The sequence below is a fragment of the Streptococcus pseudopneumoniae genome, assembly GCF_001072375.1.
Taxonomy (GTDB): Bacteria; Bacillota; Bacilli; order Lactobacillales; family Streptococcaceae; genus Streptococcus; species Streptococcus pseudopneumoniae_L.
In genome coordinates, this window is sequence record NZ_JVKV01000080.1 from 1 (window position 1) to 12,356 (window position 12,356).

The following is a 12,356-nucleotide window of genomic DNA, read 5'->3' on the forward strand; positions in this document are numbered from 1 at the left end:
GATTTATATTAATTTCTTTTTGGTGTAAAACCTTATTTCTTTTAAAAATAAAAATAGGCAAAGACCTAGTCTCGCCCATTATTTTCTTATCTACTTGATAATACCGTCAATGCTAAGGCAATGGCTAGCCAGAAAAAGACTAAAATTCCTGTCAAACGTTGCATCACAGCTTCAAAACCACGCGCTTTGCTACGTTCAAACAAATCACCTGCACTGGCATCAAATACATTGCTAGATTGGTTTTTAGTTGGTTGCATGAAAATTGCAATCACAATCACAACAGATAATACTAATAAAATGGTTAATAATAGGTTATACATATCAAACTCCTTAAAATCCCTATTATTCTACCATAATTTCTACTTAGATTCAAGATGTAGAGTCACTTTTCTTTCTTTTGGGCAATACTTTAAGACCTCTATCTTGTCTGGATGGGTTTTGGAGTTCTTACTGGTTAGATAATTGATGCTGCCACAAGAGGAGCATTTGAGATTGATTTTTACTCGCACTAGATTTCCTTCACTTTTAATAATGTTCTAAATTGGATAAGGTTAAATAAACAACTGAGAGCTACACAAAGAGCTGTTGCATAAAATACTGAGTGATAGCCAAATTGTCCCGCTACTGCTGATCCTGCTAAGGGACCTATCACTCCTCCTAGATAAAAGAAGACTTGATTAAAGGCAAATACCCTTGAAATGCCTGATTTGGGGGTCATCTTGCTAAGGAGTGCATTTACACCAGGGATCAGAGCTCCTGTCCCCAGACCAAATAGAAAACGATAGAAGCCTAATTGGAATGGGCTAGTCGCATTTGCACATAATAGATATATGAAAACTGAATATACCTGAGCTACGACAAGGAGTCGATGATTGCCCACTTTATCACCTAATTTACCCATGATACCTGCACTCATCATACTTGAAAATCCCATACTGGATACAATCAAACCAGAGACAAAAAGAAGATTCTCTTTCTGTCCCAAATCTCGTACATAAAGGGCAAGGATGGGACCGATAGATTGGGCGGCAAATTGAATCACAAAACTAGTTAGAAATAGATTCAACAGGATAAAAGGGTATTTGACAGAGGTAAAAAGTTCTCTTGTGGGAAGGGCTTTTTCTTTCGATACTGGTTGGAATTTTTCTTTGATAAAAAGAATGGTTAAGAAAGCAGCCAAAAATAGGAAACTACCAACTAATAAAAAGACATTTCGAATGCCAAAAATTTCGGCAATGAGTCCACCGACAAAGGGGCCAGTCAAAGTTCCAGCGACAACACCAGTTGATAAAGTCCCTAGAGCGTATCCAGACCTATCTTTGGGTACTTGACTAGCAATCAAGGCTGTTGCATTTGGAACAAATCCTGTAAAAACTCCATTAAGGAATCGTAAGAACAAGAGCCAGAAAACATTTGGAACGAAAGCTAAACCGCCCATGGTAATGGTCATGGCTAGCCCTGCACGAATCATCATAGGTTTTCGACCATACTTGTCTGCTAATATTCCCCAAATTGGTGATACAAAGGCTGCAGAAATTGCAGAAACAGATATAGCTAAACCTGAATAAAAGGCAACTTGATCCCCTTTAACTCCTAACTGTTCCACAAAAATAGGCATGAAAGGAACAACAAGAGAAATGCTGGCCCCCGTTAAAAAGCAACCAAACCAAGCAATACGAAGATTATCCTTCCAACTAATCTCTTGCATGGATATAGCCTCCTTCAAGTAATTTCACTACCTGACTCAAAAGTTGCTCTCGACTGCCATTATTATCTATTACACAAGTAGCCAATTTTTTCTTTTCTTCTAAGGGCCACTGGGAGGAAAGACGGGCTTGTGCTGCATCTATAGTCAAACAATCTCGTTTCACTAAGCGATCCAGCTGGGTATCTCGACTTACATAAACTAGCCAAGTTTCATCAAACCATGAAGCATAGTCTTGCTCAAAAAGTAATGGAATATCCATGAAAAATACGTCCTCAGTCTGAGCTAACTTGTCTCTCAAATCCCACAATTCTTCACGGATAATTTGGCCTTGAGTTTGTTTAGACCACTCTCTCTCCTCAGAGTTAGAAAAGATAAGACTGGCAAGTAATGGTCGATTCAATTCATCATTCTCAAGAAGGATATTCTCCCCAAAATGATCCACTAAAATCCGATAAAGTCGTCCACCGGGTTTTTGTAGTTGGTGAACCACGGCATCTGCATCCACTACTTCAAACCCATTTTGCCTTAGAAATTCTGTAACGGTCGATTTCCCAGAAGCAATACCGCCTGTGATTCCGATTATTTTTCCCATCAGTCCCTCCTTTGACAGTTTGGACAAAAGTGAGTGCCTCTCCCGCCGAGCTGAAATTTCTCAATTACGGTTCCACAACACGAACAAGATTGCCCAGTTTTATCATAGACCTGATGAAATTCTTGCATGGTGCCATCTTCTCCAAATGCATTGGTATAGGTGCGAATAGTTGAACCACCCTTTTCAACAGCCTTTCCTAAAACCTTAATCGTTTCATCATGGACTTTTCTGGCCTCTTGAGCAGTTAAACTGTTAGAAAGTCTAGAAGGGTGAACCTTGGCCCTCCAGAGTACTTCGTCTACATAAATGTTTCCCAATCCTGCAACTAGCGTCTGGTCAAGTAAATGAGATTTAATAGGTTTTTTTGACCTTTTCAAGGCTCGTTTAAATCTTCCTAAATCAAAATCTTGCTCAGTAGGTTCTGGTCCAAGCTTTTTAGATGCAAAGTAAGCATCTAAGAGTTCAGGAGCAAGCAATTCCATAGTGCCAAACTTGCGTAGATCCTCATAAACTAAAGTACCACCATCTTCAAACTGGATGAAAATATGATCATGCTTACGTTCAGGAACATTGGTTGGATAATAAAAATACTTGCCTTCCATCCGTAGATGAGAAATCAAAACCTTATCTGTCAAGTAGAAAAGTAAATACTTGCCACGGCGCCCCATCGATTGAATCTCTTGACCAGGCACTTCATTTTGAAACTCGTCCAAATCTGTCTTAATCATCTTGGGATAGCGAATTTCTATACTCGAAATCTTCTTCCCTAGAATCAGTTTTTCAAGACCTCGTCGAACCGTTTCGACTTCAGGTAATTCAGGCATAACTCCTCCTTCTCTAAAAACAAGAAGCAGGCTACTGCCCACCTCTTCTTAATATTCTTTTTCGTTATAGCCAAAGTCAGCCAAATCTAGCTTCTTATCTCGCCAGTTTTTCTTAACCTTGACCCAAGTTTCTAGGAAGACCTTGTCCCCTAGCATAAGCTCGATATCACGACGGGCCATAGTCCCAATTTTCTTGAGCATGGCACCACCTTTACCGATGACAATCCCTTTTTGGCTATCACGTTCGACCATGATAGTTGCTCGAATATGAACCTTGTCTGTATCCTCGTCTCTTTTCATTGAGTCCACCACTACTGCAACTGAGTGTGGAATTTCTTCACGAGTTAAGTGTAAGACCTTTTCACGAATCATCTCAGAAACCAAGAATCGTTCTGGATGGTCAGTAATTTGATCCGCAGGGAAATATTGGAAACCTTCCTCAAGATTTTCACTGAGAATATCGACTAGACGAGAAACGTTATTTCCCTGAAGGGCTGAAATAGGAACAATTTCCTTGAAATCCATCTGATTACGGAAATCATCAATTTGAGCCAAGAGCTGGTCTGGATGAACCTTATCAATCTTATTGACCACCAAAATTACAGGAACTTTAGCAGCTTTAAGACGCTCGATAATCATATCATCACCCTTACCACGCGCTTCATCAGCAGGCACCATGAATAAAACAGTATCCACCTCACGAAGGGTGCTATAGGCTGACTCTACCATAAAATCTCCGAGTGCTGTCTTAGGCTTGTGAATTCCAGGAGTATCGATAAAGACGATTTGCTCCTTATCAGTGGTGTAAATCCCCATGATTTTATTGCGCGTTGTCTGCGCCTTATCACTCATAATGGCAATCTTTTGCCCCATAACGTGATTCAAAAAAGTTGACTTCCCTACATTTGGACGTCCTAAAATGGCTACAAAGCCTGATTTAAATGTCATAATTTCCTCTTACTGTTTAAAATAATAAATCCCAAATCCGTGGGAGAAAGATAAGTGCACCTGTCAAAGCGGCAAAAAGAGAGACCACAAGCACGGCACCAGCTGCCATGTCTTTAGCTTTTTTTGCCAACATAGAAAAGTGATAGTGACTAGCCAAATCTACTACATTTTCAATAGCTGAATTAATAATCTCAAAAGCTACTACCATGAAAATGCTCAAAAGTAGAAATAACCATTCGATTCGTGACACCTGAAAAACAAAACCTGCAAGGACAACTATTAGAGCCGTCACTGCATGCTTTCTCATGTTACGTTCTTCCTTAATCGCAGTAAAAATCCCTGTAATGGCAAATTCTAAACTGGAGATTAGGTCACGATTTTTCCATTTTCGTTTATTGTCTTGTGAGTCCATAGGCTGTCAAAATTTCTTCTTGTAAACCGAACATCTCCGCTTCTTCCTCGGGAGTGTAGTGATCATAGCCGTTAATGTGTAAAAAGCCGTGCACTGCCAAGAAGCCCATTTCACGTTCAAAACTATGACCGTACTCCTCAGCTTGCTCATGTGCCTTATCAATGGAAATGAAAAGCTCACCGATATAAGCATCAAATTCTGACATCATATCTGCCAAGTCGGGATCATTTTCCAGATCTTCCTCATCAAAGGCAATCTCTAACTCCGGCTTATATTCAAGACTGATAACATCTGTTGGACGATCGGTATCACGAAACTCTAGATTGAGTTCATGGCTTCGTTCGTTGGTCACAAATGTGACCGCCATTTCCTTGTCTTCTTTTCCAATTTTTTTTGCAGCAAATTCTAAAATTTCCTGTGTTTGTTCTAAAATTTCTTTTGAAACTTTTCCAGTTTCATCTACCATTTCAATATACATGTGCTTCTCGATTCTCTTTACTTGGCTTTATTATATCACATTTCTATGATTTTATTCTACCTTTTTGATATAATACTATGGAATACATTCACGAGGAGAGAACCATGTCATTTGATGGATTTTTTTTACACCACATGGTTGAGGAATTGCGAACTGAACTACTAAATGGTCGCATCCAAAAGATTAATCAACCCTTTGACCAAGAATTGGTCCTGCAAATCCGTAGCAATCGCCAAAGCCATCGTTTGCTCCTGTCTGCCCATCCAGTTTTTGGACGCATCCAGTTAACAGAGTCCACCTTTGAAAACCCTGCTCAGCCATCTACTTTTATTATGGTATTGAGAAAGTACCTTCAAGGAGCAGTTATCGAGTCAATCGAGCAAATTGAAAACGATCGTATCGTGGAAATCACGGTTTCCAATAAAAACGAGATTGGGGACCATATCCAAGCCACGCTTATTATCGAGATTATGGGCAAACACAGCAATATTCTCCTTGTAGATAAGTCTAGTCACAAAATTCTTGAAGTTATCAAGCATATCGGTTTCTCTCAAAATAGCTACCGTACCTTATTACCAGGTGCTACTTATATCGCTCCTCCAAGTACAGAAGCTCTCAATCCTTTTATGGTCAAGGACGAAAAACTCTTTGAGATTCTACAAACCCAAGAGTTAACTGCTAAAAATCTTCAAAACCTCTTTCAAGGTTTGGGAAGAGATACAGCAACCGAGTTAGAAAGACAACTGCTTAATGATAAACTAGCCACTTTCCGGAACTTCTTTGGACAAGAAACCAAACCTTGCCTAACAGATAAATCCTTTTCTTGTGTGCCTTTTTCTAGTAAAACAGCGGAGAATTTTGACAGTCTTTCACAATTACTTGATGTCTATTACAAGGATAAAGCCGAACGTGACCGTGTGAAACAACAGGCTAGCGAACTCATACGTCGCGTCGAAAACGAACTACAAAAGAATCGTCAAAAACTAAAGAAACAGGAAAAAGAACTTCTGGCTACCGAAAATGCAGAAGAATTTCGTCAAAAAGGTGAGTTACTAACCACTTTCCTTCATCAAGTTCCCAATGACCAAGATCAGGTCATTTTAGAAAACTACTACACCAACCAGCCTATCACGATTGCACTTGATAAGGCTTTAACTCCAAACCAAAATGCTCAACGCTACTTCAAACGCTATCAGAAATTAAAAGAAGCTGTTAAATACCTGACTGACCTGATTGAAGAAACCAAGGCAACCATTCTCTATCTAGAAAGTGTCGAAACTGTCCTCAATCAAGCCGGACTCGATGAGATTGCTGAAATTCGTGAAGAATTGATCCAAACAGGATTTATCCGCAGAAGACAAAGGGAAAAAATCCAGAAACGACAGAAACCTGAGCAGTATCTAGCTAGTGATGGAAAAACGATCATCTATGTGGGGCGCAATAACCTACAAAACGAGGAATTGACCTTTAAAATGGCCCGTAAAGAAGAGCTCTGGTTCCACGCTAAGGATATTCCTGGAAGTCACGTTGTTATCTCAGGCAATCTCAATCCTACTGATGAGGTTAAAACAGACGCTGCAGAACTTGCAGCCTACTTCTCTAAGGGACGTCTCTCCAACCTCGTTCAGGTGGATATGATTGAAGTTAAAAAACTCAACAAACCAACTGGTGGAAAACCTGGTTTTGTCACCTATACTGGGCAAAAGACCCTCCGTGTTACACCCGACCCTGAAAAAATTCAGTCCATGAAAATCAAATAAGTCTTGTATACTGGTGGGCTGTTACTGCTATAGACTCAATTAAAAATGGGAGGTGCGTTCAATGCTACGGCATATTAAATCTATTTTAACCATTATATTCGGAGCTGCCATTTATGCCTTCGGACTCACGTATTTTGTTGTGCCCCACCACTTATTCGAGGGTGGAGCAACGGGAATCACCTTGATTACCTATTATCTCTTTAACATCCCTATCTCCGTGATGAACCTCATCATCAATATCCCATTATTCATTTTAGCCTGGAAAATATTTGGTGCAAAGACCCTATACAGCAGCCTGCTTGGTACTATTTCCTTATCCATTTGGCTAGCAATCTTTGAAAAGGTTCCTCTCAGCTTTAATCTTGAGGGAGATCTGGTCATCGTGGCTTTAGTTGCAGGTGTTCTTTTGGGACTTGGTCTAGGTATTATCTTCAATGCTGGTGGTACCACTGGTGGAACAGATATCGTCGCTCGAATTCTGAACAAGTATACCAATATCTCCGTGGGGAAATTACTTTTTGCACTAGACTTCCTCATCTTAATGCTCATTTTAATTATCTTCCAAGACCTTCGTCTCGTTACTTATACACTTCTATTTGACTTCATCGTCTCAAGAGTTATTGACTTGATTGGTGAAGGCGGATATGCTGGAAAAGGTTTTATGATTATCACTCAAAAGCCTATGGAAGTGGCAGATAAAATCAATGAAGAGTTAGGTCGAGGTGTCACCTTCATATCTGGACAAGGTTACTACAGTCAAAAAGATTTAAAAATTATCTACTGTATCGTAGCAAGAAATGAAATGATTAAGATGAAAGAATTGATTCATACGATTGATCCTAAGGCCTTTATCACCATCACTGAAGCTCACGAAATTCTTGGGGAAGGCTTCACATTTGTGAATGAAGAAACTTCCTAATATATAGACAACAAAAATAGTAACTTCAAATTCGAAGTTACTATTTTTTTGATGATAAAAACGGAAGAAAAAAATCTTCCGTTTTACAAGTCATTATTTTTCAGCTGTAAGTGCAGCCATTGTGATGTAGTTGTATGGTTTGTTGAAGTGTGGCAAGAAGAATAGGTCTGTCAATGCCAACTTGTCGATTGTAACATGTTCTTGGATAGCCAATGAGAACATGTGAATTCCCATGCTGATTGCTGAATCACGTGATACCATTTGAGCACCAAGGATTTCACGGCTATCTTTATCAAAGACAATCTTGATTGCTACTTCATAGTTGTCATGTTTCATAAATTCTGGTTTTTGAAGATCGTTGAAGCCTGTTTCAACAGCATTGTAGCCTGCAGCTTTAGCTTTTTCAAGAGTCAAACCAGTTGAAACCATGTGAAGACCATAGATTGAGATACCGTTTGATCCTTGAACACCGATTCCTTCAAGTTCATGTCCACAAGCATTGTAAGCACCTACGATACCAGTACGTACAGCATTTGATGCAAGAGCGATGTAGCTAGTGTCTTTACGAGCGTTGTCATAAACAGTCGCACAGTCACCCACAGCGAATACTCCTGGAAGTGATGTTTCTTGTTTCTTGTCTACAAGGAAGGCACCGTTGCGGAAAAGTTCAATCTTGCCATCAGCAAGAGCTGTGTTAGGACGGAAACCAACTGCAAGAACAACCATGTCAACATCGAATGTTTCTTTGTCAGTGATCAAGCGTTCAACTTTACCGTCACCTTCGATAGCTTTAACAGTTTGTCCAAGTGCCAAGCGGATATTGTGGTCTTCCAAGTTCTTAGCCATCAATTGCGTGAAGTCTTTATCGTAGTAACCGTTCAAGACTGTATCTACGATATCAACAAGGACAACTTCTTTTCCAAGACGTTCAAATGCTTCAGCAAGCTCAACACCGATGTATCCACCACCGACAACAGCGATACGCTCAAGATGTTTGCTCTTGTCAGCAAGTTTGTTGATAACTTCTTCTGCGTTTTGGTACAATTTAACGAATTGTACATTTTCAAGAGTTGCTTTGAATTCGCGGTTACCCTTAACAATTTCAACACCTTCGATTGGTGGCAAGATTGGAGTTGAACCAGTCGCAAAGATCAATTTTTCGTATGATTCTTTGTGTTCTTTTCCATCAACTTCAGCAGTTACAACTTTGTTATCATAGTCAATTGAAAGAACTGGTGAGTTCATATAAACTTTAGCACCTTTTGCTTCCAATTTTTCTTTATCTGAGTAGAAGAGACCTTCTGGACCATCGATTTGCTCACCAATCCAAAGAGCCATTCCACATCCTAGGAATGAAATGTTTGAGTTTTGGTCAAAGACAACGATTTCATTTTCACTTCCAAAATTGTCCAACATAGTGTTGATACAAGCAGTTCCAGCGTGGTTAGCACCCACGACTACGATTTTACTCATAAGATAATTCCTACCTTTAATTTTTTATTTACCTTTCTAGTATATCATTATCTGTGAGCGTTTACAAGCTTTTTGACTAGTTTGCTGTTTTTTTGAAATTTTTTTGAAATATATATTAATTTATTTTCAACCTTTCCAAAGTTTTTTGCACATTTTTTATTTATTCAAGCATATTTCTTGACTTTTTGTAAAAAATAATTTGTGAAAACGCTGACTTTATGATATTCTATTTATATGGAAATGAAATTTAAATCTTCAGATTGCTTTCATATCTGGATTTACAACTATTTCCAATTGATTTGAAGGGAGTTGATTCTTTGCCTCTCAGTTCATTATCTGAACGGTTAATGGGAACTACGATTACTATTTCCTTGGTACATGAACAAGCGGATAATCTTCTCCGTCAAGCTTTTGATTTGCTAAAAGAACTTGAATTTCGATTTAATGCAAATAGTATCGAATCGGAATTGATGGAAATTAACTATCAGGCGGGAATTGCCCCAGTTAAGGTACACCCTGATCTGTTTGAACTGATTTCTTTAGGATTAGAACACAGTCTAGCTCCTGGAAGTCATCTCAATATCAGCATTGGTCCTTTGGTACAAACCTGGCGTATTGGTTTTTCCGATGCAAAAGTTGCTAGTCCTGAAGAAATTTCTTCGGTTTTACCATTGATAGATCCCCGTTTTATCAAACTTGATTCAATTTCTTCTACTGTTTTCTTAGAAAAGAAAGGAATGAAAATTGATTTAGGTTGTTTAGCGAAGGGCTATAGCGCAGATAAGGTTGCTACTTTCTTAAAAGAAAATGGTGTCACTTCTGCTCTTATCAATCTTGGGGGAAATATCCTTACCATTGGTAATAACCAAGCCAGAAATGGACAACCTTGGCAAATTGGTATTCAAGACCCTAATCATCCACGTGGGAATCACCTGATGACCTTATCTATTACTGGAAAGTCAGTTGTTACATCTGGAATTTATGAACGGCATCTTGAAATCGATGGAAAGGATTATCATCACATTTTCGACAGCGAAACTGGCTATCCTATTGAGACGGATTTGGCTAGTTTAACGATTATATCTGACCGCTCAGTTGATGGTGAGATATGGACCACACGATTGTTTGGTGAACGTAGCGCTTCTATCATGTGGCAAATCGAAAATATCGATGGAATCGAAGCCATCCTTATTGATAAAGATGGACATATCGCTTGTTCATCCGGTATCCAAAGATAAATAATAAATAATGCAAAAAGAGAAAGGAAAGCTCATGCTAAAACTTATTGCTATTGTAGGAACTAACTCTAAACGTTCCACAAACCGCCAACTGCTTCAATATATGCAAAAACACTTTGCTGATAAAGCAGAAATCGAATTGGTCGAAATTAAAAATCTTCCAGTTTTCAACAAACCAGCCGACAAACAAATTCCAGCTGAAGCTATGGAAATCGTAGCTAAAATCGAAGCAGCTGATGGTGTTATCATCGGTACTCCAGAATACGACCACTCAATTCCAGCTGTTCTTATGAGCGCCCTTGCTTGGATTTCTTACGGAGTATTTCCACTTTTGAACAAACCAATTATGATTACTGGTGCTTCATACGGTACACTCGGTTCTTCACGTGCTCAATTGCAACTTCGTCAAATTTTGAATGCTCCTGAGATTAAAGCAACAGTTCTTCCTGATGAATTCTTACTTTCTCACTCTCTTCAAGCTTTCGATAAGAATGGTGACTTGGTAGATCTTGACGTCATTAATAAATTGGATGCCATCTTTGATGACTTCCGTATCTTTGTCAAGATTACTGAAAAATTGCGTAGCGCACAAGAATTGCTTCGTAAAGATGCAGAAGAATTTGACTGGGAAAATTTGTAAGATAGGAGACAAAATAGAATGAAATTTGTTGGACTTGTTGGATCAAACTACGATCAATCATATAACCGCAAACTCTTGGAATTCATCCGCCGTCAGTTTAAAATTAAATTTGAACTAGAGGTTTTGGAAATCGATGAAGTTCCAATGTTTAACCAAGACGAAAAATGGGACGACAGCTTCCAGTTGCGCCTACTTTACAATAAAATTACTCGTGCAGATGGTGTCATTATTGCAACTCCTGAGCACAACCACACTATTTCTGCTTCACTTAAGTCTGTACTTGAATGGCTTTCATACGAAGTGCATCCGTTTGAAAACAAACCAGTCATGATTGTGGGTGCTTCATACTATGATCAAGGAACTTCTCGTGCTCAAGTTCACCTTCGTAAGATTCTTGATGCACCAGGAGTGAATGCTTACACATTACCAGGTAATGAATTCCTCCTTGGAAAAGCTAAAGAAGCTTTTGATGCAAATGGAGATATTATTAACGAAGGAACTGTTAAATTCCTTGAAACTTGCTTAGATAACTTTGTCAAATACGTAGGAGTCGTTTCTAAATTGAAAAAACCAAAACCAATTGAACCAGAAGACTTGGATTGTGGAAAACCAATCGCTACAACGATTACAGAAGTTGACCCTGATGATCCAGAATGGGTAGAAAAAGTTGCAGAAATTACAGGTGCTGTATCCGGTGATACGTACGTTAAGCTTGACCATGGTATCTTGACTGTTAACCAAATCGATATGTTCTTGAAAGCTATGCCTTTTGAATTGACATACGCTGACGATAACAACCAATTCCTCTACTACAACAACGCTCACCAAGACCCTGATACAATGTTTGCAAAACGTGTACCATCTCAATCTGGTAGCCGTATGTCAACCATTCACGATTCACTTCCACCAGCACGTATGAAAAATGTTGAGTGGGTTATCGGAACACTTCGCAATGGTAACCAAGAATACGTACGTACAATCGTTCCTGGTTCACCTGCAGGTGTTATTAACACTCACAACTACCAAGCAATGTACTATCCTGACGGATCATATGCTGGTATCAATGAAATTGTCTTTAACTTCCAACCATGGCTTGACTGGTACTTGAAAGAAACAGGTCAACGCTTGGTAGGAGGCAGCGGACCATTTGCTCCTGCTGGCGGTCACGGTGACGCAGATGCTACTTCAGGTGCATCTGATGCCGGAGGTCACGGTGATGGAGGTCATGGAGACGCGGATGCTACATCTGGGGCAAGTAACTAATACTCAATGAAAATCAAATAGCAAACTAGGAAGCTAGCCGCAGGTTGCTCAAAGTATTGCTTTGAGGTTGTAGATAGAACTGACGAAGTCAGTAACATATA

At 39.3% G+C, this 12,356-nt stretch carries 14 protein-coding genes; 5 read left to right on the forward strand and 9 right to left on the reverse strand.

Features of this window, described 5'->3' with window-relative positions; all coding sequences use genetic code 11:
* Positions 1–86 precede the first annotated feature (86 nt).
* Genes secG through ybeY form a run of 8 tightly spaced genes read right to left on the reverse strand, consistent with a single transcriptional unit; the run spans position 87 to position 4,962 of the window.
* A complete protein-coding gene (gene secG, locus ADH31_RS06470; RefSeq protein ID WP_000282514.1) occupies positions 87–320 on the reverse strand; it encodes a preprotein translocase subunit SecG in 234 nt (77 codons plus the stop codon).
* 39 nt (positions 321–359) lie between these two features.
* Entirely contained in the window at positions 360–509 is a 150-nt protein-coding gene (gene rpmG / locus ADH31_RS06475; RefSeq protein WP_001809104.1) for a 50S ribosomal protein L33, read from the reverse strand.
* Positions 509–1,708 carry a multidrug efflux MFS transporter gene (locus ADH31_RS06480; protein ID WP_001156292.1) on the reverse strand — a complete coding sequence of 400 codons (1,200 nt, stop codon included), beginning with the start codon at positions 1,706–1,708 and terminating at the stop codon, positions 509–511. Before ADH31_RS06480 ends, rpmG begins: the two co-directional genes overlap by 1 nt.
* Positions 1,695–2,300 (reverse strand): dephospho-CoA kinase, encoded by a 606-nt coding sequence (coaE, locus tag ADH31_RS06485; protein WP_000516161.1) that lies wholly within the window; start codon positions 2,298–2,300, stop codon positions 1,695–1,697. Before coaE ends, ADH31_RS06480 begins: the two co-directional genes overlap by 14 nt.
* The gene (mutM, locus tag ADH31_RS06490; RefSeq protein ID WP_001114615.1) at positions 2,300–3,124 is read right to left on the reverse strand and encodes a DNA-formamidopyrimidine glycosylase; all 825 of its coding nucleotides are present in this window, start codon (positions 3,122–3,124) and stop codon (positions 2,300–2,302) included. The genes coaE and mutM overlap by 1 nt, the downstream gene beginning before the upstream one ends.
* Before the next feature lie 48 nt (positions 3,125–3,172).
* On the reverse strand, positions 3,173–4,072 hold the full coding sequence (era, locus tag ADH31_RS06495) for a GTPase Era (protein ID WP_000143255.1): 900 nt from the start codon (positions 4,070–4,072) through the stop codon (positions 3,173–3,175).
* A gap of 16 nt (positions 4,073–4,088) precedes the next feature.
* Complete coding sequence (locus ADH31_RS06500; RefSeq protein WP_000378151.1) at positions 4,089–4,484, reverse strand: diacylglycerol kinase family protein; 396 nt, start codon at positions 4,482–4,484, stop codon at positions 4,089–4,091.
* Positions 4,465–4,962, reverse strand: coding sequence for an rRNA maturation RNase YbeY (gene ybeY, locus ADH31_RS06505; protein ID WP_049509666.1), 498 nt, complete (start codon positions 4,960–4,962; stop codon positions 4,465–4,467). The genes ADH31_RS06500 and ybeY overlap by 20 nt, the downstream gene beginning before the upstream one ends.
* Positions 4,963–5,066: 104 nt before the next feature.
* Here ybeY and ADH31_RS06510 point away from each other — a divergent pair, with 104 nt between their 5' ends.
* Positions 5,067–6,722, forward strand: a complete 1,656-nt coding sequence (locus tag ADH31_RS06510) for an Rqc2 family fibronectin-binding protein (RefSeq protein ID WP_049509668.1) — start codon at positions 5,067–5,069, stop codon at positions 6,720–6,722.
* A gap of 61 nt (positions 6,723–6,783) precedes the next feature.
* Positions 6,784–7,641, forward strand: a complete 858-nt coding sequence (locus ADH31_RS06515; protein ID WP_049509669.1) for a YitT family protein — start codon at positions 6,784–6,786, stop codon at positions 7,639–7,641.
* Between the two features lie 93 nt (positions 7,642–7,734).
* On the opposite strand, the gene nox is transcribed toward ADH31_RS06515, so the two are convergent.
* Positions 7,735–9,114 (reverse strand): H2O-forming NADH oxidase, encoded by a 1,380-nt coding sequence (gene nox / locus ADH31_RS06520; protein WP_000036803.1) that lies wholly within the window; start codon positions 9,112–9,114, stop codon positions 7,735–7,737.
* A 317-nt stretch (positions 9,115–9,431) separates the two neighbouring features.
* Here nox and ADH31_RS06525 point away from each other — a divergent pair, with 317 nt between their 5' ends.
* The 3 genes from ADH31_RS06525 to ADH31_RS06535 are packed head-to-tail and all read left to right on the forward strand — an operon-like array spanning position 9,432 to position 12,255.
* Complete coding sequence (locus tag ADH31_RS06525) at positions 9,432–10,352, forward strand: FAD:protein FMN transferase (protein WP_025171319.1); 921 nt, start codon at positions 9,432–9,434, stop codon at positions 10,350–10,352.
* Between the two features lie 34 nt (positions 10,353–10,386).
* Positions 10,387–10,992, forward strand: coding sequence for an NADPH-dependent FMN reductase (locus ADH31_RS06530; protein WP_049503883.1), 606 nt, complete (start codon positions 10,387–10,389; stop codon positions 10,990–10,992).
* Between the two features lie 18 nt (positions 10,993–11,010).
* The gene (locus tag ADH31_RS06535; protein WP_049503885.1) at positions 11,011–12,255 is read left to right on the forward strand and encodes an NAD(P)H-dependent oxidoreductase; all 1,245 of its coding nucleotides are present in this window, start codon (positions 11,011–11,013) and stop codon (positions 12,253–12,255) included.
* The last annotated feature ends 101 nt before the right edge of the window (positions 12,256–12,356 follow it).